This is a genomic window from Bradyrhizobium sp. ORS 278 (assembly GCF_000026145.1).
Taxonomy (GTDB): domain Bacteria; phylum Pseudomonadota; class Alphaproteobacteria; order Rhizobiales; family Xanthobacteraceae; genus Bradyrhizobium.
The window spans coordinates 6,695,001-6,721,941 of record NC_009445.1; the positions used below are offsets into that span (position 1 = coordinate 6,695,001).

Annotated in this window: 21 protein-coding genes, 1 rRNA gene and 1 riboswitch (1 of these 23 running past the window's edge); of the genes, 8 read left to right on the forward strand and 14 right to left on the reverse strand. The window is 64.5% G+C overall.

From position 1 onward, the window contains the following. Positions 1 to 1,479, reverse strand: a 16S ribosomal RNA gene (locus BRADO_RS29905); it reaches 10 nt to the left of the window's first position. A gap of 818 nt (positions 1,480 to 2,297) precedes the next feature. Here BRADO_RS29905 and BRADO_RS29910 point away from each other — a divergent pair. Continuing rightward, the gene (locus BRADO_RS29910) at positions 2,298 to 4,349 is read left to right on the forward strand and encodes a M23 family metallopeptidase (RefSeq protein WP_012029942.1); all 2,052 of its coding nucleotides are present in this window, start codon (positions 2,298 to 2,300) and stop codon (positions 4,347 to 4,349) included. An 87-nt stretch (positions 4,350 to 4,436) separates the two neighbouring features. On the opposite strand, the gene BRADO_RS29915 is transcribed toward BRADO_RS29910, so the two are convergent. From BRADO_RS29915 to clpB, 3 genes are all read right to left on the reverse strand, one after another. Next, positions 4,437 to 5,756 (reverse strand): CHAP domain-containing protein, encoded by a 1,320-nt coding sequence (locus tag BRADO_RS29915; RefSeq protein WP_157872634.1) that lies wholly within the window; start codon positions 5,754 to 5,756, stop codon positions 4,437 to 4,439. A gap of 92 nt (positions 5,757 to 5,848) precedes the next feature. Further along, positions 5,849 to 6,676: a hypothetical protein gene (locus tag BRADO_RS29920; protein WP_157872635.1), complete on the reverse strand. Its 828-nt coding sequence runs from the start codon at positions 6,674 to 6,676 to the stop codon at positions 5,849 to 5,851. Positions 6,677 to 7,144: 468 nt separating this feature from the next. Continuing rightward, positions 7,145 to 9,784, reverse strand: coding sequence for an ATP-dependent chaperone ClpB (clpB, locus tag BRADO_RS29925; RefSeq protein ID WP_012029945.1), 2,640 nt, complete (start codon positions 9,782 to 9,784; stop codon positions 7,145 to 7,147). A gap of 215 nt (positions 9,785 to 9,999) precedes the next feature. Here clpB and BRADO_RS29930 point away from each other — a divergent pair, with 215 nt between their 5' ends. Then, the gene (locus BRADO_RS29930) at positions 10,000 to 10,797 is read left to right on the forward strand and encodes an MOSC domain-containing protein (protein WP_244422924.1); all 798 of its coding nucleotides are present in this window, start codon (positions 10,000 to 10,002) and stop codon (positions 10,795 to 10,797) included. 115 nt (positions 10,798 to 10,912) lie between these two features. On the opposite strand, the gene BRADO_RS29935 is transcribed toward BRADO_RS29930, so the two are convergent. Further along, complete coding sequence (locus BRADO_RS29935; RefSeq protein ID WP_041757142.1) at positions 10,913 to 11,566, reverse strand: TIGR02594 family protein; 654 nt, start codon at positions 11,564 to 11,566, stop codon at positions 10,913 to 10,915. Between the two features lie 268 nt (positions 11,567 to 11,834). Here BRADO_RS29935 and BRADO_RS29940 point away from each other — a divergent pair, with 268 nt between their 5' ends. Further along, complete coding sequence (locus BRADO_RS29940; RefSeq protein WP_012029948.1) at positions 11,835 to 12,698, forward strand: alpha/beta fold hydrolase; 864 nt, start codon at positions 11,835 to 11,837, stop codon at positions 12,696 to 12,698. A gap of 114 nt (positions 12,699 to 12,812) precedes the next feature. On the opposite strand, the gene BRADO_RS29945 is transcribed toward BRADO_RS29940, so the two are convergent. Then, positions 12,813 to 13,718: a LysR family transcriptional regulator gene (locus BRADO_RS29945; RefSeq protein WP_041757841.1), complete on the reverse strand. Its 906-nt coding sequence runs from the start codon at positions 13,716 to 13,718 to the stop codon at positions 12,813 to 12,815. 126 nt (positions 13,719 to 13,844) lie between these two features. Between BRADO_RS29945 and BRADO_RS29950 the strand changes: the two genes are divergently transcribed. Further along, entirely contained in the window at positions 13,845 to 14,714 is an 870-nt protein-coding gene (locus BRADO_RS29950) for an alpha/beta fold hydrolase (RefSeq protein ID WP_041757143.1), read from the forward strand. Positions 14,715 to 15,020: 306 nt separating this feature from the next. On the opposite strand, the gene BRADO_RS29955 is transcribed toward BRADO_RS29950, so the two are convergent. The 5 genes from BRADO_RS29955 to BRADO_RS29975 all read right to left on the reverse strand — a co-directional run bounded on the left by BRADO_RS29955 (position 15,021) and on the right by BRADO_RS29975 (position 20,077). Beyond that, the gene (locus BRADO_RS29955) at positions 15,021 to 15,518 is read right to left on the reverse strand and encodes an AAA family ATPase (protein WP_041757843.1); all 498 of its coding nucleotides are present in this window, start codon (positions 15,516 to 15,518) and stop codon (positions 15,021 to 15,023) included. Positions 15,519 to 15,584: 66 nt separating this feature from the next. Then, positions 15,585 to 16,004 carry a secondary thiamine-phosphate synthase enzyme YjbQ gene (locus BRADO_RS29960; RefSeq protein WP_012029952.1) on the reverse strand — a complete coding sequence of 140 codons (420 nt, stop codon included), beginning with the start codon at positions 16,002 to 16,004 and terminating at the stop codon, positions 15,585 to 15,587. A gap of 66 nt (positions 16,005 to 16,070) precedes the next feature. Continuing rightward, positions 16,071 to 17,273, reverse strand: coding sequence for an ATP-grasp domain-containing protein (locus tag BRADO_RS29965; protein ID WP_041757144.1), 1,203 nt, complete (start codon positions 17,271 to 17,273; stop codon positions 16,071 to 16,073). A 923-nt stretch (positions 17,274 to 18,196) separates the two neighbouring features. Next, the gene (gene metW, locus BRADO_RS29970; protein WP_012029954.1) at positions 18,197 to 18,859 is read right to left on the reverse strand and encodes a methionine biosynthesis protein MetW; all 663 of its coding nucleotides are present in this window, start codon (positions 18,857 to 18,859) and stop codon (positions 18,197 to 18,199) included. A gap of 3 nt (positions 18,860 to 18,862) precedes the next feature. After that, positions 18,863 to 20,077, reverse strand: a complete 1,215-nt coding sequence (locus tag BRADO_RS29975; RefSeq protein ID WP_041757145.1) for a homoserine O-acetyltransferase — start codon at positions 20,075 to 20,077, stop codon at positions 18,863 to 18,865. Positions 20,078 to 20,168: 91 nt separating this feature from the next. Next, positions 20,169 to 20,248: riboswitch (SAM riboswitch) on the reverse strand. Between the two features lie 198 nt (positions 20,249 to 20,446). On the opposite strand from BRADO_RS29975, the gene BRADO_RS29980 reads away from it, so the two are divergent. From BRADO_RS29980 to BRADO_RS29990, 3 genes are read left to right on the forward strand one after another with little or no spacing between them, the layout of a single operon-like run. Continuing rightward, positions 20,447 to 21,280 (forward strand): chorismate mutase, encoded by an 834-nt coding sequence (locus BRADO_RS29980; RefSeq protein WP_012029956.1) that lies wholly within the window; start codon positions 20,447 to 20,449, stop codon positions 21,278 to 21,280. Positions 21,281 to 21,317: 37 nt separating this feature from the next. Next, entirely contained in the window at positions 21,318 to 22,415 is a 1,098-nt protein-coding gene (gene hisC, locus BRADO_RS29985; protein WP_041757845.1) for a histidinol-phosphate transaminase, read from the forward strand. Next, complete coding sequence (locus tag BRADO_RS29990) at positions 22,412 to 23,347, forward strand: prephenate/arogenate dehydrogenase family protein (protein WP_012029958.1); 936 nt, start codon at positions 22,412 to 22,414, stop codon at positions 23,345 to 23,347. Before hisC ends, BRADO_RS29990 begins: the two co-directional genes overlap by 4 nt. A 2-nt stretch (positions 23,348 to 23,349) precedes the next feature. On the opposite strand, the gene BRADO_RS29995 is transcribed toward BRADO_RS29990, so the two are convergent. Beyond that, positions 23,350 to 24,534, reverse strand: coding sequence for a DUF2125 domain-containing protein (locus BRADO_RS29995; RefSeq protein ID WP_012029959.1), 1,185 nt, complete (start codon positions 24,532 to 24,534; stop codon positions 23,350 to 23,352). 108 nt (positions 24,535 to 24,642) lie between these two features. On the opposite strand from BRADO_RS29995, the gene BRADO_RS30000 reads away from it, so the two are divergent. Then, the gene (locus BRADO_RS30000) at positions 24,643 to 25,230 is read left to right on the forward strand and encodes a gamma-glutamylcyclotransferase (protein ID WP_371259375.1); all 588 of its coding nucleotides are present in this window, start codon (positions 24,643 to 24,645) and stop codon (positions 25,228 to 25,230) included. Between the two features lie 6 nt (positions 25,231 to 25,236). Here the strand turns inward: BRADO_RS30000 and BRADO_RS30005 are convergent, their stop codons facing one another. Both BRADO_RS30005 and BRADO_RS30010 read right to left on the reverse strand, forming a co-directional pair. Then, complete coding sequence (locus BRADO_RS30005) at positions 25,237 to 26,004, reverse strand: 1-acyl-sn-glycerol-3-phosphate acyltransferase (protein WP_012029961.1); 768 nt, start codon at positions 26,002 to 26,004, stop codon at positions 25,237 to 25,239. Between the two features lie 12 nt (positions 26,005 to 26,016). Next, on the reverse strand, positions 26,017 to 26,730 hold the full coding sequence (locus BRADO_RS30010) for a YdcF family protein (protein WP_050781056.1): 714 nt from the start codon (positions 26,728 to 26,730) through the stop codon (positions 26,017 to 26,019). Between the last annotated feature and the right edge of the window lie 211 nt (positions 26,731 to 26,941).

Below are 26,941 nucleotides of genomic sequence, written 5' to 3' on the forward strand. Positions count from 1 at the left end.
ATCCAGCCGCAGGTTCCCCTACGGCTACCTTGTTACGACTTCACCCCAGTCGCTGACCCTACCGTGGTCGGCTGCCTCCATTGCTGGTTAGCGCACCGCCTTCAGGTAAAGCCAACTCCCATGGTGTGACGGGCGGTGTGTACAAGGCCCGGGAACGTATTCACCGTGGCGTGCTGATCCACGATTACTAGCGATTCCAACTTCATGGGCTCGAGTTGCAGAGCCCAATCCGAACTGAGACGGCTTTTTGAGATTTGCGAAGGGTCACCCCTTAGCTTCCCACTGTCACCGCCATTGTAGCACGTGTGTAGCCCAGCCCGTAAGGGCCATGAGGACTTGACGTCATCCCCACCTTCCTCGCGGCTTATCACCGGCAGTCTCCTTAGAGTGCTCAACTAAATGGTAGCAACTAAGGACGGGGGTTGCGCTCGTTGCGGGACTTAACCCAACATCTCACGACACGAGCTGACGACAGCCATGCAGCACCTGTGTTTCGGGCTCCGAAGAGAAGGTCACGTCTCTGCGACCGGTCCCAAACATGTCAAGGGCTGGTAAGGTTCTGCGCGTTGCGTCGAATTAAACCACATGCTCCACCGCTTGTGCGGGCCCCCGTCAATTCCTTTGAGTTTTAATCTTGCGACCGTACTCCCCAGGCGGAATGCTTAAAGCGTTAGCTGCGCCACTAGTGAGTAAACCCACTAACGGCTGGCATTCATCGTTTACGGCGTGGACTACCAGGGTATCTAATCCTGTTTGCTCCCCACGCTTTCGTGCCTCAGCGTCAGTATCGGGCCAGTGAGCCGCCTTCGCCACTGGTGTTCTTGCGAATATCTACGAATTTCACCTCTACACTCGCAGTTCCACTCACCTCTCCCGAACTCAAGATCTTCAGTATCAAAGGCAGTTCTGGAGTTGAGCTCCAGGATTTCACCCCTGACTTAAAGACCCGCCTACGCACCCTTTACGCCCAGTGATTCCGAGCAACGCTAGCCCCCTTCGTATTACCGCGGCTGCTGGCACGAAGTTAGCCGGGGCTTATTCTTGCGGTACCGTCATTATCTTCCCGCACAAAAGAGCTTTACAACCCTAGGGCCTTCATCACTCACGCGGCATGGCTGGATCAGGCTTGCGCCCATTGTCCAATATTCCCCACTGCTGCCTCCCGTAGGAGTTTGGGCCGTGTCTCAGTCCCAATGTGGCTGATCATCCTCTCAGACCAGCTACTGATCGTCGCCTTGGTGGGCCATTACCCCACCAACTAGCTAATCAGACGCGGGCCGATCTTTCGGCGATAAATCTTTCCCCGTAAGGGCTTATCCGGTATTAGCACAAGTTTCCCTGTGTTGTTCCGAACCAAAAGGTACGTTCCCACGCGTTACTCACCCGTCTGCCGCTGACGTATTGCTACGCCCGCTCGACTTGCATGTGTTAAGCCTGCCGCCAGCGTTCGCTCTGAGCCAGGATCAAACTCTCAAGTTGAACTTGAAGCTTTGAACCGGCTGATCACAACGTTTGACGAGGTCCCACCAATCAGTCCCGCGCTTCACAGCGCAAAGACCATGGTGTTACCTTTGAAACATTGTCCGCCGAAGTCTTCTCGTCCGATCTCGAAACCAAAAGCCGAAGCTCACAATCCCGAGACCCGCAAGGACTCCGCCGTCCACGTTTCTCTTTCTTCATCTTCACTTGTCAAACAGCCCGGGACCTCGGTCCCACCCTCTCTCGGAGGGGATCCGCAACCTTATCCGACGGCGATGAGCAACCGGGTTCTACCGGTTGTGCACCACTCAACGAAGTGAGGAGCAGTATTGGCGCGAATGCTCGCCTCGGTGTGTCCCGAAGCGGCGCCGCGCTCAGTGGTCGTGCTTATAGGGGGGTCCTAACGGGGTGTCAACGACCTTTTTCATGAAATCGTCGTATCGAATCATTTTTTTTGAACCAGCTGCGGAAGCCCGATTTCTTGCGGACATCGTGCCCCACTTGGGCCACAATTCTGCGACGATTTGTTAAGCATCGACCCGAGCTGATTTGGCCCGGCGGGGACCGCCATCGGCTAACGGGTGATCCAGATCAAGGAATAGGCGAGCCCTTCGCCTGATCAAGACGACCGAGACGACATCGAGAGATCCTAAAGAATAACAGCGGTTCGGGATGAGCGGGTGACACGCCCAAGAGCCTCGAACCGTCAGAGACGCGCCATCATTCCGAGCCGTTTGTCTTAGACGGTATGTCTTGGACGATAAGCCAACCGGCAGCTGAGTGATCTCGGTGCTGACTTTGAACTTGGGGGACGAAGGTTGAACCATCGGACGTCACGCGGGGGGATGGCACGCGAGGTCGGCATGATCGATCTCGGTCATGAGCCACCTCTATCAGTCGATGGCTCCGAGGCCGCGGTGATCGATCGCCGCCGCGTGTCCGTTCAATGGTTTTCAGGCACGATTCTGACCGGTCTCTGCGGCGCAGCCCTGATCGGCGGCGCCGTTTTCGCGTCGCTCGACGGCGAACTAACCTTTGCGCGCATGCCGGAGCGCGTGGAGAGTGCGCTGCGCGGCGCGTTCGGCGGCAATGATCGCGTCGCCACGCTGCGCAAGAGCGACCGCCTGCCGCCGCCGAGCGAAGCCGCCGCCGCGCGCAACGTCGTGCGCGTCTCGACCGTGACCCGCGCCGGAACGCGCGAGGTGATCCGGGTCCGCCCCTATGTGCGGATCTCGGGCAACCTGTCGATGACCACCAGCGATCTCTCGGCCAAGATTCCGCCGTTCAACGCGCAGCGGCTTCTGACCGACGCCGACAACGACAAGACCGGGACCGGCGACGATCCCAACAATCCCGCCGCCATCGAGCCGGATGCCGAGGTGTCCTTCGTCACGAAGGATCTCGCGGCCGTGCTTCCCAAGGCCAAGATCGCAGCCTCGGTGGCGCTCGACGAGATCGTGATGCGGGTCCGCGATGCCGCCAACTGGCGCGGCAACAATGGTGGCGTGCGCTATGCCTCGCTGGCCAACGCCGCGGCGGATGCCTCGGGCGCGACGGGCGACCTGAAGCTGGCCTATGCCAGCGACGGCGCAGCGCCGGATCCCTACGCAGGCTTCGAGACCCGGGTGGTTCCGGAGAATGTCACCCTGCTGCCCAAGACCAAGGAGCAGATCACCGGCGGCAACCCGCTCGGCGAGCGCGTCCACCTGGTCAAGAAGGGCGACACCGTCGCCTCGATCCTGCGCGACCAGGGCGCCACGCCGGACGAGGCCAAGGCGATCGCCGGCCAGCTCGGCCCCCGCGGCCGAGAGGGCGGCCTGAAGGAAGGCGAGAAGCTGCGCATCATGATGGCGCCGGCGAGCCCTGCTCCCGGCGCGCGCCTGCAGCCGGTCCGCGTCATCGTTGCGAATGACACCATGATCGAAGCCGTCGCGGCGCTGTCCGACCTCGGCAAATATGTCGCCGTCGACGTGCAGAGCATGAACACGGTGACGGAGACCGCGGACAACACCAACGACGACGAGGAGGATGACGGCACCGGCGTCCGCCTCTACCAGAGCATCTACGAGACCGCGCTGCGCAACAAGGTGCCGGCGCCGGTCATCGAGGACATGATCCGGATCTATTCCTACGACGTCGACTTCCAGCGCCGTGTGCAGCCGGGCGACTCGTTCGACGTGTTCTATGCCGGCGACGACGACGACAAGCCGGGCACCAACGAGAAGAGCGAGGTGCTGTTCGCATCCCTCACGGTCGGCGGCGAGACCAAGAAGTACTACCGGTTCCAGACCCCCGACGACAGCGTCGTCGACTATTACGACGAGACCGGCAAGAGCGCGAAGAAGTTCCTGGTCCGCAAGCCCGTCAACAATGCGATCATGCGCTCCGGCTTCGGCGGCCGCCGCCATCCGATCCTCGGCTATGTGAAGATGCACACCGGCGTCGACTGGGCCACCGCCTACGGCACGCCGATTTTCGCCGCCGGCAACGGAGTGCTGGAGAAGGTCGGCACCGAAGGCGGCTACGGCAAGTACATCCGCATCAAGCACAACAACGGCTATGAGACCGCCTACGGCCACATGTCGGCATTCGTGAAGGGCATGGAGCCGGGCAAGCGCGTGCGCCAGGGCCAGGTCATCGGCTTCGTCGGCTCGACCGGTCAGTCGACCGGCCCGCACGTCCATTACGAGATCCTGGTCAACGGCCGCTTCGTCGATCCCTTGCGCGTCAAGCTGCCGCGCGGCCGCTCGCTCGAGGGCCAGATCATGGCCGGCTTCGAGAAGGAGCGCGACCGCGTCGACCAGATGATGGCTGGCCGCAACGGCACCGCGCGAATCTCGGACGCCGGCCCGATCCCGGTGAGCCGGTAAGGTGCTGATGGCCTATGCGCCACCAACCTCGCTTAATATTGTCTGATGACTGTACTCTAGACCAATGGCGAAGCCGAGGCGTGGATATCAGAATTGGTCTGGATTGAGGTTGAAGTACAGAACTTGAAGGTGCAACGTGTTAGCGTAGCGCGCTTTCCAGCTCTTGATCGAAAGATTTTGGGCAAACTTCGCCTGCCTTGAGCTGTTCGAAAAAATCTGAGTGTTGTCGGTATTCCCTCCAGGATTCTGGCCTACAATTCCAACATGCCCGTGGACACTTCCCGTTGGAGGCGTGGGGGAGATTATGATGGAACCAGGAGACGGCGCATCCACCTGAGTGTGATTCCGTCTCAACGCATCAAACAGGCCCGCGGTGCCCAAGCCGTTTTTTCCTCGGCCCTCGGTGCTTATGGGTTTGCCTAGCGCTAAGCGCACCACCTCGTTGACGGCCCAAGCGCAAGCCAAGTTGCCTCCGCCGGTGCCCGGGACGCCACTCGTATCAAACCCAACGAACGACTGAGCCTTCGCGAACACCTTCGCATTGATGTCGTCTCCCTTTCGAGGCGCTCCGTCCGACTGCCGTTTGGGCAGTGCGGGCTCTCTCGATATCGCCTTGTTCAACTCATCGGCTACGGCCTCAGGAATCTCTTCGTTCACCGCGATCGGAAATACGGTAGTATTGCTCAATAAAATTTCGGGTGCGTGGCTACCAACACGCCGCAGCAGAGTCTGGCCGCTCTCGATCGATCCGATCTGATTTACCACCCAATATGTCGTGTTATTGGACGTCGTCATCACGACGAGCTGCCGAATCATCTCCGATGGAAAGATTTGCTTGTCAAGCTCGACCAAGTTGACGCCGACAGCCACGCCAGTTTGCAGCGGGCGTATTTGAACGGTGCAAAGATCGTCGGTCTTGAGCTTCAAGGCCTTAGCCAACGCCGGAGATAGATCGATCGATCGCCCGGTCGATGGATCAGGACCGAAATCAACCGGCTGCGCCTCGATAGTCGTATCGCTGGCGGTGACCTTCACCTTGTGCCGTCTGAGATAGTCCTTAGGCGTGGCCACATAGTCCCATCGGCACGCTATGTAGTTCGCATTCGGATTCAGTCGCCGCGCGAGCCCCGTCGTGCCGACTGGCTGGTCGGGCAAAAAGATATCGGGGAAGTTCGGAACATCGGCAGCCGATAACAACGCCAGACCTTCATCGTCACCGACGCCAGTATCGTCCGGACCGCCGAAGATCGATATTTTACCGGCAATGGTAAGCGGCGTGCCTGAGACATCTGTTGGACGGTCGACAACCACCACCGTCGAGTCAACGTTGAATTTCCCATTGCTGTCTCGAAACGCAGTAACTATGTCCGCCTCATCAACCTCCTTGAAACTCTTGATCATCTCCAAGAGATTTTCTTCGGAGACGTCCGTAAGCCTATCAGTTATTGCGGGCATTCTGACCTCCGTAGAATATGTTCCTTCCAATCGACTCGAACCATTCAGCGGATCTTGTTTTCCTCAATGAATTGTAATCGCTTATTTGCAAATGGAGCTGCATTTAGAAATATTGTGATTTGGATATTTAGATTTTCCCGGGATATGAATGAACTGATTATCTGTCTTCGTGCCTTGTCCAAGACACCACCAGGACTCAACCAAGCCTTGATCAAGGCACTCGATCCGTCGATCGCAAACCTTGACTGAGACCTAATCGTCGTTTGCATAGTGTCTGGCTTAGTACTCGTTACAATCAGATTTCTTTGCGCTTCGACGGACGCCCCTCGTTGCACCAATGTGGCGCTCGTGTTGATGGACGCCTCAATGGTAGTCGGCATGCAAAGACGCAAGTAATTACGCAGTAGATAAATAGCTCCAGGCTGGTCGGGAACTATGTAGTTCTTGATCTTGTCCCGGAATTGACCTTGGCTGGTGTAGACGATCTCCTGAACGGTCGATTGGTTTGCGGCGATCAACAATCGGGAATTCCAATTGACGTAGCTAGCGCTGGCAAGTCCGAAGATGGCGGTTACGATGTCGAGCGAGGCGGGACTCGATCCAGTCACCGTCATGACTCCGTGAACGGCCGTGTTGATCGCAGAAATCTCCGCCACGATGGGTTCTTTGTCTCGACGACGAGCATCCAGCCACGTCAGGAACCCGTCGCAGCGAAGGTCGATGTCGTTCATGCCGGCCTGGACGAACACCGTCCAGTTGCTATCGCAGCTTGGCCCCGCCTGGTTACAGACAAACTCTCTGTATTGGTTCAGTAGCTCGACCTGACCAGCCCTGTCGGCTGTATAAAGATCGATGCCGGCTCCCTCGGTCATGTAGCGACGGTCCAACGTGGGGTCGCAGCCCGCGACGAGTAGCGCCAACCCCACACCAAGTAGGACGTTCTTCCCGCTACGCATCGCGCATGCCCCGTTTACTGGATGTTAATAATTGTGGCGACGGGCTGGTGGGTTGTTCAATATGATTCTGCAGCCTCCGCGCTAAAGCGAAGAAGGTGTCGTATTTTAACAACACACGCTTTGGATGCAGCGCAGCAGACCCGTGCGACTGCTTGTCGGCGCGGCAATCTGCTAATCATTGCGGCGCTTCTCCTCGCGCCGGTCGCATGAGCGAGTGCGGTACATGTCCGCCTGTGCCACTGCATAGCGGCGGCCAAGCCGGCAATAATAGCATCTTGCTACCATTGACGGTCGCGACTGAAAAAGCCCCTCCGCAAGCGGAGGGGCTTCGCCAGATCATCCACGACCACATCGATCGTGCTTCTGTGAGTTCGGCCTACCCGATCAGTTCAGCTTGCGCTTCGGGATCGGCGCCTCGAACGTCGCGATCTCCGCGGTGCGATGCGCCTTGCCGTTGAAGGTCAGCACGTTGCCTTCCGAGGAGATGGCGACCTTGTCGCCATCCTTGATGTCGCCGGCGAGGATCATCTCGGCGAGCGGATCCTGCACGCTGCGCTGGATCACCCGCTTCAGCGGACGCGCGCCATAGGCCGGGTCCCAGCCCTTGGCGGCGAGCCAGTCGCGCGCGTCGCCGTCGAGCGAGAGCGTGATCTTGCGCTCCTCCAGGAGCTTCTGAAGCCGCGAGAACTGGATCTCGACGATCCGTCCCATCTCGCTCTTCTGCAGCCGGTGGAACAGGATGATCTCGTCGACGCGGTTGAGGAACTCGGGCCGGAAATGCCCGCGCACCGTGCCCATCACCAGCTCGCGCACCTCGGACGTATCCTCGCCCTCGGGCTGATTGACCAGGAACTCGGAGCCGAGATTCGAAGTCATGATGATCAGCGTGTTGCGGAAGTCGACGGTGCGGCCCTGGCCATCGGTCAGGCGGCCGTCGTCGAGCACCTGCAGCAGCACGTTGAACACGTCCGGATGCGCCTTCTCGATCTCGTCGAACAGCACGACCTGGTACGGCCGGCGCCGCACGGCTTCCGTCAGCGCCCCGCCCTCGTCATAGCCGACATAGCCGGGAGGCGCGCCGATCAGCCGCGACACCGAGTGCTTCTCCATGTACTCGGACATGTCGAGCCGGACCATCGCGGTCTCGTCGTTGAACAGATACTCGGCGAGCGCCTTGGTCAGCTCGGTCTTGCCGACGCCGGTGGGGCCTAAGAACATGAACGAGCCCATCGGCCGGTTCGGATCCTGCAGGCCCGCGCGCGAGCGCCGCACGGCGGTCGCGACCGCATGCACGGCCTCGAATTGGCCGACGACACGTTTGCCTAGCGAGTCTTCCATCCGCAAGAGCTTGTCCTTCTCGCCCTCGAGCATCTTGTCGACCGGCACGCCGGTCCAGCGCGAGACCACCTGCGCGATGTGGTTGGCGGTGACCGCCTCCTCCATCATCTCGCCGCTGGTCTCCTTGGCCTCGATGTCGGCGAGCCGCTTCTCCAGCTCGGGGATGCGGCCATAGGCCAGCTCGCCCGCCTTCTGGTACTCGCCGCGGCGCTGCGCGTTGGCGAGCTCGATGCGCAAGCCGTCCAGCTCGCTCTTGAGCTTCTGCGCGTTCGACAGCTTGTCCTTCTCGGCGCTCCACTTCGCGGTCAGCGAGGCCGACTTCTCCTCAAGATCGGCGAGCTCCTTCTCCAGCGCCTGCAGCCTCGTCTTGGAGCCGAGATCGCTCTCCTTCTTCAAGGCCTCCTGTTCGATCTTGAGCCGGATGATCTCGCGATCCAGCGAGTCGAGCTCCTCGGGCTTCGAGTCGACCTGCATCTTCAGCCGCGCCGCCGCCTCGTCCATCAGGTCGATGGCCTTGTCGGGCAGGAAGCGGTCGGTGATGTAGCGGTTCGACAAGGTGGCCGAGGCCACCAGCGCGCTATCGGTGATGCGCACGCCGTGATGCTGCTCGTATTTGTCCTTCAGGCCGCGCAGGATCGAGATGGTGTCCTCGACCGTGGGCTCGGTGACGTAGACCGGCTGGAAGCGGCGGGCGAGGGCTGCGTCCTTCTCGACATGCTTCTGATACTCGTCGAGCGTGGTCGCGCCGATGCAGTGCAGCTCGCCGCGCGCGAGCGCAGGCTTGAGCAGGTTCGACGCATCCATCGCGCCGTCAGCCTTGCCGGCGCCGATCAGGGTGTGCATCTCGTCGATGAACAGCACGAAGGTGCCTTCGGCCGCCGTCACCTCCTGCAGCACGGCCTTCAGCCGCTCCTCGAACTCGCCGCGATATTTGGCACCCGCAATCAGCGCGCCGAGATCGAGCGACAGCAGCCGCTTGTCCTTCAGGCTCTCCGGCACATCACCATTGACGATGCGCAGCGCGAGGCCCTCGACGATCGCGGTCTTGCCGACGCCGGGCTCGCCGATCAGCACGGGATTGTTCTTGGTGCGCCGGGAGAGAACTTGAATGGTGCGGCGAATCTCCTCGTCGCGGCCGATCACCGGATCGAGCTTGCCGTCGCGCGCCGCCTGGGTCAGGTCGCGGGCATATTTCTTCAGCGCATCATAGGCGTTCTCGGCGGTCGCCGAGTCGGCCGTGCGCCCCTTGCGCAAGCTCTCGATCGCGGCGTTGAGGTTCTGCGCGGTGACGCCGCCCTTGGCGAGAATGCTTCCGGTCTCGCTCTTGGCGTCGAGCGTCAGCCCGAGCAGCAGCCGCTCGACGGTGACGAAACTGTCGCCGGCCTTCTCGGCCGCCTTTTCCGCCGCGTCGAAGGCGCGCGCCAATTCCGGGGACAGGTAGATCTGCCCGGCGCCGCTGCCCGACACTTTCGGCATCTTGCCGAGCGCGTCCTCGGTTGCTTTCAGGATCGCGCGCGAATTGCCGCCGGCGCGGTCGATCAGACCGCCCGCGAGTCCCTCGCTGTCGTCGAGCAGGACTTTCAGGAGATGCAGCGGCGAGAACTGCTGATGGCCGTCGCGCACCGCCAGAGACTGCGCCGATTGAATGAAGCCCCGCGCGCGCTCGGTATATTTGTCGATATTCATGATGTTTCCCTCAGCCTGCTGTGACGCCCCGAAGGCACGGTTCCAGCATCTTCATTGGGTTTGTGACCGCGCACGTTGACGTTCCTCAACGCCGCAACTCTCTTGACGTCGCCGAGGTGCACCCGGCTTGGCAAGAAATGTGGGAAGGCGGCCGAAAAACGGAAGGGGCGGCTTCACAAAATCGTGTGCCCTGGCCGGCGGGTGGGGAATCCCCTATGACCACGGCCATGAACCAGATCAGCCCCGCCCGCATCACCGGCCTGTACCGCTATCCGGTCAAGGGCCTGACCCCGGAACCGCTGCAGACCGCGCCCTTGCGGCCCGGAGAGACACTGCCGGCAGACCGTCGATACGCGCTGGAGAACGGCCCCACCGGCTTCGATCCGGCGGCCCCGGTGTGGAAGCCGAAGACCGCCTATCTGATGCTGATGCGCAATGAGCGCCTCGCCGGCTTCAAGACCCGCTTCGACGACGCGAGCAACACCCTCACCATCCGCAAAGACGGTGCGATCGTCGCGCAGGGCGATCTCGAGAGCGCCGAAGGCCGTGCCGCCATCGAGCGCTTCTTCGCAACCGAATTCGCCGACGAACTGCGCGGCCCGGCCCGGCTGCTGTCGGGCGGCGGCTACGCCTTCACCGATCTGGCGCGCAAGGTGATCTCGATCATCAACCTCGCCTCGGTCGCCGAGGTCGAGCAGATGGTCGGCGCGACCGTGCATCCGCTGCGCTTCCGCGCCAATGTCTATGTCAGCGGCTGGCCGGCCTGGCACGAAGCGGGGCTGATGGGCGAGACGCTGCGCATCGGCTCGGCGCGGCTGAAGATCGTCAAGACCACCACCCGCTGCGCCGCCGTCAACGTCGACCCCGACACCGCCGCACGCGACCTCGACATCCCGCCGGCGCTGCTGAACCACCGCGGCAACACCGACTGCGGCATCTACGCCGAAGTCATCGAGGGCGGCGACATCGCGGTCGGCGACGAGCTCGCCGTGGAGCAGCCGCGGCTGGTGTAGTTCGAGCGCTCACCGCACCAGCGGTGCGCAACCTCCCCCGCAAGCGGGGGAGGCACAGACCGGGCTTTCCGCGAGGGCTCGCCTCATCAGTTCACAGAACGATCCGCTCAGCTGATCAGTTCGGCATCACATACGCATACACGCGGCCGCGCGACACGGCGGCCTCGCGGACGCGGTGGCCGTAATTGCCGGAGATGACGATCGGGTTGCCCTGGGCATCGACGCCCGAGACCACGCCGACATGGCCGCCGCCGCGGCGGCTCATCACGGCGATGGCGCCGACCTGCGGGCCGGAGACACGCTGGCCGTAGCTGGCGAATGAGCGCGCCATGTCGGAGCCGGTGCCGCGATGACCGGTGCGCTCCAGCACCATGTTCATGAAGCGCGCGCACCACAGGCTGCGCCGCCCGGTCGGATTGCCGCCGCCGACATAGCTGCGCGCCGTCGCGACGACGCTGCTGCCGCCGAAGCCGCCCGACGATACCATGCCGTCAGACACCGTCCCCGGCATCATGAGGCTGGCCTGCGCATCGGCGACGCCCTCGACGCGCATCCGCGCGACGCCGCGCTCCCAGCGCGACAGCCGGGCGACGGACCGGCGGTGATGATGAACTCTTGCAGTGTGATGGCCGCCGTGGCTGCGGTGGGCATGATGCCCCGAACCGTGATGCGGACGGGCAGAAGCCGGTGTTGCGGTGGCGACGATCACGGCCGCTCCCATGGTGAGCGCAACGACGTGAAGCGACCGGCGAAGGGTAGACACAACCATACTCAATCCTTCTGTTACTTCCCCCAGTACCCTGACTGGTCCTCAGACTTGGCACCCCCTGGTCCTCAGCGCGGCCCCTCTGCAAGCCGCCAGCGAGGCCCGTAAAAAGTTTGGATGTGACCAAACCATGACCATCGATGGCGAAAAGGCGGCGACGAGAGGGTGATTCCGGGTTTATTGTTCGGCCAAAATCGTGCCGCACGGCGCTGCATTGTCGCGCAGGGCGCGATCAGTCATGCTCTGGCACGCGAAACGGGAGGAGCTCTCAATGGGCCATGCAACGGCGCAAGACGGCGTTCGCCTCTATTTTGAAGAGGCCGGCGCCGGCACGCCGCTCCTCTTCCTGCACGAGTTCGCCGCCGACCACACCAATTGGGAGCCGCAGTTGCGCTACTTCGCGCGCCGTCACCGCTGCATCGCCTACGCGGCGCGCGGCTACACGCCGTCGGACGTGCCGGTCTCGCCTGACGTCTACAGCTACGTGCATTTTTATACAGATGCGCTGGCCGTGCTGGATCACCTCGGCATCGACAGCGCTCACTTCGTCGGGCTGTCGATGGGCTCCTACTCCTCGCTGCAGGTCGCGCTCAACGCGCCGGATCGCATCCGCTCGATGGTGCTGGCCGGCGTCGGCTCCGGCTCCAGCCTCGAGCATCTCGACGCCTTCCGCGCCCAGTGTCGCGCCACCGCCGAACAGTTCGAGACGCTCGGCTCCGTCGAGACCGCGAAGGTCACCCGCGAGGCCCCCGGCCGCATTCCCTTCCTGGTCAAGGACCCGCGCGGCCACGCCGACTTCTACGCCGCCCTCGCCCGCCACGACGCCAAGGGCTCAGCCAACACGATGCGCGGCTTTCAAGGCGGCCGTCCCTCCATCTACACCATGACCGACGCCATTTGCCGCGTCGCCACGCCGGCCCTGATCATCTGCGGCGACGAGGACGACGCCTGCGTCGCGCCGAGCCTGTTCCTGAAACAGCATCTGCCGGCCTCGGGGCTGATGGTCTTCCCGAAGTCCGGGCACGTGCTGAACCTCGAAGAGCCGGCGCTGTTCAACGAAGCGGTGGAGCGCTTCATCGCGCTGGTGGAGGCCGGTCGGTGGGGGGCGCGTGATCCGAGGTCGATGGCGGGATGAGCGCCGAGCACACGTCCGTCCTTCGCTGGCCATCGACGCCTCGCCACCCGCTTTCGTCCGTGCGAACGCAGGCATTCGCAGGGACGACGGCGGTGTTAGTGGCGCACTCCGGGCTCAAATTGCCGCCTCCACCAGCCGCTGCCGCAGCAGCGGCACGGCGAAGTCGACGAAAGCGCGCAGCTTAAGCGGCAGCCGGGTCTGACCGTCATAAACGAGGTGCACGGGTCGCGGCTCCGGCTCGAAGGTCTCGAGAACCAGCTGAAGACGGCCGCTGCGGACGTGGTCGACCACCTGATAGGACAGCGCCCGCACCAGTCCTGCGCCTGACAACCCTGCGTCGATTGCGGCATCGATGGTGTTGACGCCGAGACGCGCGCGAAAGCCGGCGGTGATCTCGGAGCCGCCACGCTCGAACGGCCAGGCGCTCTCCGTCGACACGCTCTGGAACGAGACCACGCTGTGCCGCGCCAGATCATCCGGCGCCGCGAGGCAGCCATTGGCCGCGAGATAGTCGGGGCTGGCGCAGACGACGTGGCGGACCGTGCCGAGCCGGGTGGCGATCAGGCGCGAGTCCGGCAGTTGACCGATGCGCAGTGCGACGTCGACCTGGTCGTCGAGAAAATGCGCGACGCGGTCGGTCATCACGAGATCCACCGCCACATCCGGATAGGCGCCGAGAAAGCGCGTCACCACCGGCAGCGCATGCAGCCGGCCGAACATGATCGGCGCGGTCACCACGAGGTCGCCCTTGGGCTCGGAATATTCGCCGGACGCGGCGCGCTCGGCCTCGGCGACCTGCTCCAGGATCGCGCGTGCGGCCGCGACATAAGATCGGCCCGCCGGCGTCAGCTCCAGCCCCTTGGCCGAGCGGATAAGCAGCGTCGCCTTCAGGTGCGCTTCGAGCTCGGCGACCTTGCGGCTGACGGTGGCGAGGGGCAGCCCGAGCGCCCGGCTGGCTTTCGACAGGCTGCCGGCGTCCGCCGCGGCCAGCACCACTTCCATGGCATCCAGGCGGTCCAAGAGACCTTCCATAAAACGAGAGGCTTCTTTCCGAACCTACCGGCTCCCGCTTCTTTTTGGAAGGCATAGAAACCGGGGACCGGCGGCCGGCGATCGTTGCGTCCGCCCGAGACCTGGAGCGTCCCCATGACCACACAGACCCGACACCGCACCGCGACCGTCCACGGCCGCAAGGTTTTCTACCGCGAGGCCGGCGACCCCGCCGCGCCGACCATCCTCCTGCTGCACGGCCTGCCCACCAGTAGCCAGATGTTCCGCGACCTGATTCCGGCGCTCGCCGATCGTTTCCATCTCGTCGCGCCCGACTACATCGGCTTCGGCCACTCGGATGCGCCCGATCGCCGCGAATTCGCCTACACGTTCGATAATCTCGCTGTCCATGTCGCCGGCCTCGTCGACGTGCTCGGGCTGCAGTCCTACATTCTGTACATGCAGGACTATGGCGGCCCGGTCGGCTTCCGCCTGTTCACAGAACGTCCCGAGCGGGTGAAGGGCTTCATCCTGCAGAACACCAATGCCTACATGGAAGGTGTCGGCGAGGCGCCGAAGAAGGTGCTGCTGCCGTTGTGGGAGAAGCGCACGCCGGAGAGCGAGGCGCCCGCGCGCGAGCTGCTCAGCGTCGACGGTACCAAATTCCAGTGGCTGGTCGGCGCCAGGGATCCCGAAGCGGTCAATCCCGACAATTGGATTTTCGACCAGGCGCTGCTCGACCGTCCGGGCACCCAGGACTATCAGCTCGACCTGCTGGAGAACTACAAGACCAACGTCGCGCTCTATCCGCAATGGCAGGCGGCGTTTCGCACGCACCAGCCGAAGACGCTGATCGTGTGGGGCCAGCACGACCCGTTCTTCATCCCGCCCGGCGCCCGCGCCTATCTCAACGACCTCTCCGACGTGAAGCTGTTCTGGCTCGACGCCGGCCACTTCGTCCTCGACGAGAACACACCGAAGGTGGCCGCGGAGATCAAGGCGGTGTTCGCGGGCGCCTCGCAATAACGATCATGGTCAATCGGGCCATACCACCACAGCTGTCATCGCTCGGCCTTGACCGAGCGATCCAGTATTCCGAGATGACAGCGGGTCAGCCCGAGAGGCCGCGGCGGACTGGATGCCCGCCTGCGCGGCCATGACAGCGGAGGCTGTGGCCCGTATTGCTCCGTCATCGCGAGCGCCAGTGAAGCGATCCAGGGGCCACACGGAAAGACTCCGCACTTTGCCCCTGGATCGCTTCGTCGCTTCGCTCCTCGCAATGACGGCTACGGGACGTCCGCTTCGCAAGCGACCCGACTCGAACGGTTCCGCTCAGCCTTGCTGCCGAACGATGCCCTCCGCCGCGTCGACGAGCTCGTCGAGGGAGCGGGTCGCGCTGTCGAGAACCAGATGCGCGCGGTCCCATGGCTCATAAATCCGGCTGACGATCTCGTCCCAGGTGGGATGGCGCAGTCCGGAGCCATCGGGCGGCCGGCCTTCGGCGCGCTGCCGGTGCACGGCCGGATCACTGCAGACCAGCTCGATCTCGACGAGGCGGGCTGACTGGCGCAATGCGGTTTGCCGCCATCCCTGACGGCTCGCGAGCACCGGGTTGAGGCAATCGACGATCGTCGTCCGGCCAAGCCTCAGATTGTCGGCCGCCAGATCGTTCGCCATGACATAGCCCAGCACTCCGACCTCACGGCCGGCCGCGCGCAACGCCTGCTCGATGGTGTCGATGCGAATGTAGCTCGCCCCGAGCCGAGCCGTCAGCTCCCGCGCCACCGTCGTCTTGCCGGTGCCGGGGAGACCGCCGAACACGGCCAACACCGCTGATCGCATGGTGTCCATGCGTGATGATCGAACAAGCTTACGCGATCTGCAACAGCCTGCCGCCTACTCCCCGATGATCTTGATCAGCGCGCGCTTGCGGCGGCCGCCGTCGAACTCGCCGTAGAAGATCTGCTCCCACGGGCCGAAATCGAGCTTGCCGCCGGTGATCGCGACCACCACCTCGCGGCCCATGATCTGCCGCTTCATATGCGCATCGGCATTGTCCTCGCCGGTGCGGTTGTGGCGATAGGACGAGACCGGCTCGTGCGGCGCCAGCTTCTCCAGCCACTGCTCGTAGTCATGATGCAGCCCGCTCTCGTCGTCATTGATGAACACCGACGCGGTGATGTGCATGGCATTGACGAGCACCAGCCCCTCGCGCACCCCGCTCTCCCGCAGCGCCGCCTCGACCTCGGGCGTGATGTTGATGAAGGCGCGGCGGCCGGGAATGTCGAACCATAGCTCCTTGCGGAAGGATTTCATCGCGGGGGATCTCCGACGTGTCGACGGCAATCCATGCATTCTGCCCGAACCCAGCCTGGACTGCCATCACGCCGCCGCAGCCACGATCTCCGCCCAGGCTTCCGGCGTGACGGCGTACGGGCCGACGGCGCCCGCGTGGAATCTGCGCCACAGCGACGGGCGGATCAGCGACGCTGCGAGCGCGACGAGGACCGGAATCGCTGCACGCAAATCCCCAGTGACCGGCGTCAGCTCCTCGGCGCATCCGGCGTAATCGGCGCGGGCGAAGATCGCGTTGATCGCTTCGCGCAGGACGGCTGTGCGCGTTCCGTGCTGCTGGGCCGCCCCGAGGATCGCAAGCAGCGTTTGCCGCGTTCGCACGCCGGCGGCGCCGGCCGGCCGTTCCGGGCCCGACCCTCCAGTGGCCGCATCGAGCATCGCGCCGACGAGGTCCACCCCCGCGGCCAGCGCGTTGGCCGGCTCGACCAGTCGCGGGTTGACGTCGATGATGACGGGCCCGTCGTCGCCGATGATCACGTCCATGGACAGGCCGCCATGCCAATCGAGTGTGCCGATCAATCGCACCAGCATGTCGCGAAGACCAGGCAGCACGATGCTCTGCTTCAGCGCTGCACCGCCGCCGACGCCCTCGCGCACGCGAAGACAGGCGTGGTGCGCCGTGAGCCGGCCATGGTCGGCGACGGCCTGCACCATCGCGAGCGGCCCCGATACCTGGACCTGTGCGATCAGCTCCGATGCTCCCACGCCCAGTTCGTGCGCAGCGGCCGCGAGTTCGTCCGCACTTCGCGCCCGCCTTACACCCGAGCTTGCCGTGCTCACCGGCCGCTTCAAGAAGACCGGATAGATGGTGATGCCGCGAAGATCCTCCGCACGCGTGATCAGCGCGGTCCATGGCTGCGGGACCCCCGCGGCTTCGAGCGTGCGAAAGGCCGAAACCTTGTCCTGCACCCGGGCGAGGCTCTTGAATGGCGGCACGATGGTCGGAACGCCAAGCCGCGGCAGCCGCGCCGACAGCACCGTCACCTGCTCCTGGGTCGGAAACAGCAGATCGATGCGACGCGCGGCCGCGATGCGCTCGGCGGCGGCGAGCCACCCGAAGGGATCGCGCCCGAACCTTGGCACCTCGTGCACGGCGCGCACTTGACGCGTGAAGCGCGACAGGCAGACGCGGGTGGAGGAGAGGATTTCGACCTCATGGCCGAGCGCGCCGAGCCGCCCGGCGACTTGGCGCGAGGTGAGGCCCGATCCTTCGGAGAGCAGGATTCTCATCTCACGAGCCCCGACAGATGACCAGATGAGGCCATCATAAGCGCCCGGCCCCGACGAGAGATTGAGGCGCGTCAACCGGCGCAGCTGAACGAGGCGGGGAATGAAGATCGCTTTGCACGACGGGCAGTCCGCGCATGCCCCGCATGCGCCAACTGCCCGTCGTGTTAGTTTGTCGCATACTCCGCGCTTGCAGCGTCGGGCAAATCAGCTCCATGTTTCCGGCCGTCCCGCCTCGCAGCACGAGGGGCGTATCGCGGTCGTCACGAACGCTGAGGTGGGATGCGGTGGGCGTGCCGGCTTGCGCGTGAGTTCGCTCGCGCGGACGAACAAGTGCGGCACGCACGGTCAAGTCGCGCGGTCCTGACACCCCGAAGCTGGTGTCACGCTTGCGAGGACGCTGAACGCGTCGCGCAGGCAACGGTGGCCAGAAAGCCCGGCGCACCGGGGAGAACGCGAAGCAGCCGTCAATCCATCGCGCAGGGAGGCCGGGTGTTCCGGCTCGTACCTGTGGTATCTGCCGCCTGCATTCTTTCTCGCAGGCGGGCCATGGGTGCGGCCAGCATCCGGCCTTCCCTGCGCCTCTGCGTTATCAGGGGGCGATGACCAACGCAAAGCCCGGGCGCGAAGGTGCCGCGGGAAGGCTTCGTGACGTCGCTGGCTGTTTGAGATGTGAAGAGGATCATTCGTGCAGCGACAAGGTGGCACTAGTGTTGGCGCCTATGAGTTGGCACACCGGCGCCACGCCCTCCGCTGTCGTCCCGGCGAACGCCGGGACCCATACCGCGGAATCTATCGGTAAAGCACAACTGCCAGTCATCGCCCCAGCAGGGTCGGTGGTTACGGGTCCCGGCTCAAGGCCGGGACGACAGCGTAGAATGACATGCGCGCACGGGACGACGCGCGACGAGCAGGCGCACCCGCCCCTACCGCCGCTCGCCCCGGCTCAGCAGAAACACGCCCTGTTCGCCAAACATGTTCCAGAACCACCAGGGCATCGCCACCCGCAACGGGCGGCCGTAACTATCAAGCGCCACGGCGCGCTCCATCTTCACGCCGATCTCGTCGCAGAGCTGCACGAAATCCTTGATGGTGCAGAAATGGATGTTCGGCGTGTCGTACCAGGTGAAGGGCAGATTGTCGGTCCGCGGCATGTGGCCGCCGACGAGCAGTTGCAGGCGCAGCCGCCAGAAGCCGAAATTCGGGAACGTGACGATGGCGCGGCGGCCGATGCGCAGCAGATTTTCCAGTACCGCCTTCGGCCGGCGCGTCGCCTGCAAGGTCTGCGACAGGATCACGTAGTCGAAGGCGTCGTCGGGATAGTCGACGAGGTCGGTGTCGGCATCGCCCTGCACGACCGCGAGGCCCTTGGCGACGCAATGGTTGACGCCCTCGCGCGACAGCTCGATGCCGCGGCCGTCGATGCCGCGGCTCTCCAGCAATTGCAGCAGATCGCCGTCGCCGCAGCCGATGTCGAGCACCTTGGAGCCGCGCTCGACCATGCCGGCGACCAGCAGATGATCCGGCCGATAGGCCAACACCTCGCCGCCTGTAAAGCCGTTCAGCGGCAGCACACCCTGCAGGCTCATGGCTCAGCTCCCCTTCGTGGCGTTGAGGCCGCGCGCCTTGCCAGCCGAGTCGAGAAAGGCGCTGGCGATCTCGAAGAACTCGGGCACATCGAGCAGGAACGCGTCATGTCCCTTGTCGGTCTCGATCTCCGCGAACGACACCCGCGCGCTCGACGCATTTAGCGCATGCACCAGCGCCCGCGACTCCGAGGTCGGAAACAGCCAGTCGCTGGTGAACGACACGACGCAGAAGCGGGTCTTGATGCCCCGGAACGCCGCCGCAAGCACACCGTCGTGATCCGCCGCGATGTCGAAGTAGTCCATCGCGCGCGTCAGATAGAGATAGGAATTGGCGTCGAAGCGCTCGACGAAGGACGAGCCCTGGTAGCGCAGGTAGCTCTCGACCTGGAAATCGGCGTCGAACGAGAACGTCGGCAGCTCGCGGTCCTGCATGCGGCGGCCGAACTTGCGATGCAGGGCGGCGTCCGACAGATAGGTGATATGCGCGGCCATCCGCGCGACCGCGAGCCCGCGATGCGGATGCGTGCCCTTGTCGGCATAGCGGCCGTGGTCCCATTCCGGATCGGCCATCACAGCCTGGCGGCCGAGCTCGTGGAAGGCGATGTTCTGCGCCGAGTGCCGCGTCGCGCAGGCGATCGCGAGATTGGCGAACACGCGGCTAGGATAGGCCACCGTCCATTGCAGCGCCTGCATGCCGCCCATGGAGCCGCCGACCACCGCGAACAGCGTGTCGATGCCGAGATGGTCGATCAGCATCGCCTGCGCGCGCACCATGTCGGGGATGGTGATGATCGGGAAATCGAGCCCCCAGACCTTGCCGGTCGCGGGATTCAGCGAGGCCGGGCCGGTCGAGCCCATGCAGCCGCCGATCACGTTGGAGCAGATGATGAAGTAGCGCGCGGGATCGAGCGGACGTCCGGGGCCGACCAGCGTCTCCCACCAGCCGGGCTTGCCGGTGACGGGATGGCGGTTGGCGACGTGCTGGTCGCCGGTCAGCGCGTGGCAGATCAGGACGGCGTTGGACTTGTCGGCGTTGAGCTCGCCATAGGTCTGGTAGGCGATCTGGAACGGCGTGAGATCGACGCCGCAATCGAGCTTCAACGGCTTGTCGGCGCCGAACTGCGCCACAAGCGAGCTCGGATGGTCGACCTCGTGCGAACGCTCTTCCGGCGCAACCGTGCGCAGCGCGGAGGTGGATTTCGGCGTCAGGCCTGTCATGTCTCTCACCCCGGCCTTCCGGCAAGGGCTCCCGAACCACGTGACATATCAGGCCATGAAAAACCCGGCCTGAACTGGGGTTCGGCCGGGATCGATAACGTCCCCGGCCTGTTTAGCGAGTTTTTTAACGTGGCTGCAAGCCGGCCGGCTCAAATGACCACGGAACGGGCAGAAGCTAGTCCCGCGGGCGCTCCTCGTCAAGGCAAGCTGGGGTTGACCGCCAATCACGGTCGGCACGGCTGCAATCCAGCCAAGCCTAGGCAGCACAAGGTAAACTTGCTGTTGCGCAGGCCCTGCGCATCGGAGAGAACGGCATCCGTTCCCGTCGGTCGAACGTTCCGGCCGGCCCACGCAGAGTGACCCGAGCCCATGTCGAACCCGCCCCCTGCCCCGCCCTCCCTGGCCGATCTGCGCAAGGAGATCGACGCGATCGACGAGCAGGTGCATCAGCTTCTGATGAACCGGGCCGACATCATCGACCGGCTGATCAAGGTCAAGAAGACGCAGGAGGTCGGCTCGGCGTTCCGGCCGGCGCGCGAGGCCGACATGATGCGGCGGCTGGTGCAGCGCCATCGCGGCATCCTGCCGCTCGACACGGTCGAGGGCATCTGGCGCGTGATTGTGTCGACCTTCACCTATGTGCAGGCGCCGTTCTCGGTGCATGCCGACGTCTCGGTCGGCGAATCCGCGATGCGCGATTCCGCAAGGTTTCATTTCGGCTTCGTAGTACCCTATGCGCCGCATTTCAGCGCCCAGGCTGCGGTCGAGGCGGTGGCGCGGTCGAAGGGCGATCTGGCGCTGGTGTCGACGAATTCGGGCCATACGCCGTGGTGGATCACGCTTGAGCCTGTCGGCGCGCCGAAGATCATCGCGCGGATGCCGTTCATCGAGCGCGCCGACCATCCGGCGGCGCTGCCGGTGTTCGCGGTGTCGCGCGTCGCCGACGATGCGCTGGTGCTGGAAGTGGAGACCTGGAGCATCCGCGTGTCCGGCTGGAATGCGCAGGTGTCGCGGGCGCTGTCGCCGCTCGCCGACGTGATCGCGGTGCCCGATACCGCCTTCGACGGCGCCGCGCTCTTGGTGTCGATCGAGGCGCCGGCGGACCTCGACAAGATCAAGGCGGCGCTGATCGCGGCAGGCGCCTCGGTGCGCTCCGCGGCCCTCGTCGGCGGCCACGCCAAACGCTATACGGTTCCGAGCTGAGACGCCGCGCGCCAGTGACCATTCTTCGGAGTTGATGATGAACCGCCCCGTGCCGAACCCCGGCATTCTCGACATCGCGCCCTACACGCCCGGCAAGAGCCCCAAGCCGGAGCCGGGCCGCAAGGTGTTCAAGCTTTCGGCCAATGAGACCCCGTTCGGCCCGTCGCCGAAGGCGATCGAAGCATTCAAGAGCGCGGCCACGCATCTCGAGGATTATCCCGAAGGCACCTCGCGTGTGCTGCGCGAGGCGATCGGCCGCACCTACGGCCTCGATCCCGACCGCATCGTCTGCGGCGCCGGCTCGGATGAACTGCTCAACCTGCTGGCGCACACCTTCCTGCGCGAGGGCGACGAGGCGATCTCCACCGCGCATGGCTTCCTGGTGTATCCGATCGCGACGATGGCCTGCGGCGCAAAGAACGTGGTTGCGTCCGAGACCGAGTACCGCACCGACGTCGACGCGATCCTCGCCGCGGTGACGCCGCGGACCAAGCTGGTGTGGCTCGCCAACCCGAACAATCCGACCGGCACCTACATCCCGTTCGACGAGGTCAAGCGGCTGCGCAACGGTCTGCCCTCGCATGTCGTGCTCGTGCTCGACGCGGCCTATGCCGATTACGTCTCGCGCAACGACTACGAGTTCGGCCTCGAGCTGGTGGCCACCACCGAGAACACGGTGGTGACGCACACCTTCTCGAAGATCCACGGCCTCGCCGCGCTGCGCGTCGGCTGGATGTTCGGCCCGGCGCACATCGTCGACGCCATCAACCGCATCCGCGGGCCCTTCAACGTCTCGTCACCGGCCATGCTGGCGGCGGTCGCGGCGATCGAGGATACCGCGCATCAGCAGATGTCCAAGACGCACACGGAAAAATGGCGCAACTGGCTGAGCGAGGAAATCGGCAAGCTCGGGCTGAAGGTGACGCCGAGCGTCACGAACTTCATCCTGATCCACTTCCCGACCGAGGAGGGCAAGACGGCGGTCGAGGCCGACGCATTCCTGACCCGCCGCGGCCTCGTGCTGCGCGCTCTGGCCAACTACAAGCTGCCGAACGCGCTGCGCCTGACCATCGGCACCGAGGAAGCCAACCGCCTGGTGGTCGAGGCGCTCAGCGAATTCATGAGGGCCAAGTGAGCGTCTCTGGACGGTTCGAACGCATCGCGCTGATCGGCTTCGGCCTGATCGGCGGCTCGATCGCACGTGCGGCACGTCTGCAGGGCGTGGCCGGCGAGATCGTCACGACGGCGCGCTCGGAGAAGACGCGCGCCCGCGTCGCCGAGCTCGGCATCGTTGACCATGTCGTCGCGAGCAATGCGGAAGCCGTCAGGGATGCCGATCTCGTCATCCTCTGCATTCCCGTCGGCGCCTGCGGCCCGGTCGCCGCCGAGATCGCTCCGCATCTAAAGCCGGGCGCCGTCGTCTCCGATGTCGGCTCGGTGAAGGGCGCGATCGTCCGCGACATGGCCCCGCATCTGCCGGCGAACGTCCACTTCGTCCCGGCGCATCCGGTGGCCGGCACCGAGAACTCCGGTCCGGACTCCGGCTTCGCCGAGCTGTTCATCAACCGCTGGTGCATCCTGACGCCGCCGGAGGGCGTCAACGCCGGCGCGATCGATCGTCTGCGCGCGTTCTGGGCGGCGCTCGGCGCCAAGGTCGAGATCATGACGCCGGATCATCACGACCGCGTGCTCGCGATCACCAGCCATCTGCCGCATCTGATCGCCTACACCATCGTCGGCACCGCCGACGAGCTGGCGCAGGTGACGGAATCCGAGGTGATCAAGTTCTCCGCAGGCGGCTTCCGCGATTTCACCCGCATCGCGGCGTCCGATCCGACGATGTGGCGCGACATCTTCTTGAGCAACAAGGATGCCGTGCTCGACATGCTCGGCACCTTCACCGAGGACCTCTCGAAGCTGACGCGTGCGATCCGGCGCGGCGACGGCGAGGCGCTGTTCGACCATTTCACGCGCACGCGCGCGATCCGCCGCGGCATCGTCGACATCGGCCAGGATTCGGCAGCGCCGGATTTCGGCCGGCCGCTGCCGCAGCTCAAGAAGCCCTGAGTTCAGAACAGCGGAGGGACGCGGGCGACCTTGAACGGACCGAGCACCACGGCACCATCGGAGAAGCGCAAGGGAAACGTTCGCGCCTTGCGTCCCTCAAGCGTCGCCTCCTTGCCGAGCGCATTGATGCCGAGCGCGACGCCGACATTGGCGTTCTGCTTGACCACCTTGCCGAGGCCGGGAATGGCGCGGTCGAGCGCCCCGAGCAGATTGCTGACGTCTTGCGACTTCACCCCGGGCGCCACACGATCGAGCGTCCCCTGCGGCACACCGTTCTCGAGCATCTTGTCGAGCCCGAGCGCCGGGATGATCTTTTCCATCCCGGCGACCGTCATCTGCACCTCGCCATCCATATTGCCATTTGCGGTCAAGCTGAGCGTGCCGGCCGCCATGGCCAGAAGCTCGCCCTGCTGGATGCGCGCCTGGACGATCTCCACATGACCGCCCGCTGCCTGGATCTCGCGAAACCGCTCCGGCCAGGGTTTGGGGCGGAAATCCTTCAGCCCGGTCACCCGGGCCTGGATGTCGGAACTGAACGGCTCCGCGAGCAATGGATGACTGTTCTGAATGCTGCCGTTCGCAATCTGCAACGCCGTCTCCAACACCGGATGATCCGACGGCGTGCCCTCGGCGATGCGGCCATGCAGCTCCGCATGATCGGCGCGCGCGGCGGGCACGGCGGCGCTGCCCTCGATGCGATCGATCGTCGGCTGCTCAAAGACGAGGTCAGCACGCTGCGGCGGTCCCGGAAGACCTCGCACGCTGGCTTGTCCCACACTCCAATTGACGGCGAACGACGCTGGATCGCGACCTTCAGTGATCGTGGCCGGCCCCTTGAACTCCGCAATGATCCGCTTCGGATCCCACACCTGCGCGACGACCAGGATCTCGTCGAGCTTGGCGTTCATCAACGGCGTGCCCGCGGCTTGCGAGAACAGCGCGACGGTCGGATCAGAACAACGCACCTCGAGGCGGAACGGGAAGCCCGCGACAGTACGCTTCGCACAATCATAAACACGGCCCGCCTTCGCCTCGCGGGCGCGCCAGGCGTCGGCCTGGACATCGACCTGCGAAGCAGCGAAGAACCAGAACGCGCTCCACGCGACGGCGGCGATCAGGAGCAGGACGGGAGCGACGAGAAGCCCCCAGAGCGGGCGCCTGCGGCGCGCTTGTGGCAAACGAGACATGCAGGACACCCTTTGGCCAGCAATTTTGGCGATTCCACGATCACGGATTGTGTACATAAATTAACAATTCGCGAGCACCACACTTAGGCTTCCGCTGTCATGTCCGCAATGTCTCTCTCCTCTCGCGAACGTCCTCAAGGCGACCTCTGGGTCTTCGGCTACGGCTCGCTGATGTGGCGCCCCGGCTTCGACTTCATCGAGCAGGTGCCGGCGCGGCTGATCGGCGAGCATCGCGCGCTGTGTGTCTACTCCTTCGTCCATCGCGGCACACCGGAGAAGCCGGGCCTCGTCCTCGGCTTGGATCGTGGCGGAGCGTGTCGCGGGATTGCGTTCCGCGTTGCAGCTGACAAACGCGACGACACGATCGCGTATCTGCGCGCGCGCGAGCAGGTGACCTCGGTGTATCGCGAAGTCATACGCGCGGTGTGGCTCGAGAACGACGCGCGCGAGCGGGTGAGCGCGCTGGTCTACGTGGTCGATCGCGGCCATGTGCAATATGCCGGCCGGCTGTCGCTGCAGGAGCAGCTGCGCCATGTGCGCCAGGGGCACGGCCAGTCGGGCGCCAATCGCGACTACGTGATCTCGACCGTGAAGGCGATCGAAGCCCAGGGCTTTCGCGACACGCAGCTGCATCGGCTGGCGACGATGCTGCACGACGACGGCCACTCGCTGCATACGCCGGGCGACGCGGCCTAGCGTGCCTCAAGCCTTCACCTCTTCCGCCACGCGCCCGAACAGCTGTGCCTGCTCGGCCTGGCCCGCGCCGACGAGCCGCCCCGTCGCCTCTTCGATGATAGTCTGCAGGCGGGTCATGAACTCGTCGCGCGGCAGACCCGGCGGCAGCGGATCGAGAAACTCCACGACCAGTGTACCCGGATAGCGCAAGAATGTGCGGCGCGGCCAGAACAGCCCGGAATTCAGCGCGACCGGCAGACATGGTACGCCGCAATCGGTGTAGATCAGGCCGACGCCGCCCTTGTAGTCCGGCGGCGCGCCCGCCGGGCGCCGCGTGCCCTCGGGAAAGATCACGAATTGCCGGCCGTGCTTCACCTCCTCCGCGGCGCGCCGCATCACCTGCTTCAACGCCCGGGCGCCGGAGCTGCGGTCGATTGCGATCATGTTCGCCTTGAGCAGATATTGGCCGAACAAGGGGATGCGCAGCAATTCGCGCTTCAAGACGAAGAACGGCGCGTCGAAGAAATGCAGCAGCGAGATCGTCTCCCACATCGACTGATGCTTGGCGGCGACGATCAGCGGCCCCTTAGGGATCTTCTCAACGCCGCGATATTCGACGCGGATGTTGCAGACGATGCGCATCAACAGGATGTTGCTCTGCGCCCACCAGTTCGCGACGCGCAGCAGCGCCTTGCGCGGCATCGCGAGCGTCGGCAGCGCGATCAGGGCCCAGAACACGAAGTTCGGATAGAACAGGATATTGAACAGCAGCGAGCGCAGGAAGATCAGAACCATCAGGAACCCAGTTCAATTGGCTTGCGCCGTCGCCGGACGGCGCGAGATCGCGCCGGTCGGCAGCTCGCTCTCGGGCGCGAGATCGAGGCCGAGATCGGCAAGCCGCAGCCGCGCCTCGGCGGCGACATATTTAGCATATTCGGACAGCAGCAGGCGCAACGTCGGTCCGCTGGTCCACCACGGCTCGTCGCGCCATTTCTCGCCGACCACCGCATAGGGGATGAGATCCATGCTCGGCATCGCGTGCGACAGCTCCGCGATGGCACGCGGCATGTGATAGTTCGAGGTCACCACGACCAGCGACTTGAAGCCGCGCTCGGCCGCCCAGCGCCGGGTCTGCGCCGCGTTGCTGCGGGTGTTGATCGCGGAGTAATCGAGATCGACGCAGCAATTGATGAACGAGCGCGCCTCCGGCAGCGAGCGGGTGATGTCGTTGGCATCGTTGGTCGGATGGACGCCGGAGATCAGGAGCCGACGGCCATATCCGCCGGCCAGCAGTTCGACCGCATCCGACACCCGGGATGAGCCGCCGGTCAGCACCACGATGCCGTCGGCCTTTCGCTCCGGCTTGATCTCCGCGCCGCGCAATTGCGACAGGAAGCCGACGAAGCCGACCGCGGCGATGAAGAAGCCGAGTCCAAGCGTCGCCACGAGGCCCGCAAGCGCCCGGCCCGCCACCACATAGAGCGGCAGCCTATGCCTGCTATCGTCGGTCTCTGGCCCCATGCAACGCCTGGCGTATCCCTGCCTGCCTGCGCGCGGCCCCATGCCGTCGCGCAATCCCGTCCTTCAAGTCCGGGACGGCGGGCGGGTTTCGCCGGCCTCCCGATCACGTTCGCTCGCCGCGCAGGATAGTGCGCGACCTCGACCGTGTTCGTGACCCGGCTCACCCCGTCGTGCCTCATCCCGGCGCAGACGATTCTAGGCGGTTTTCGGG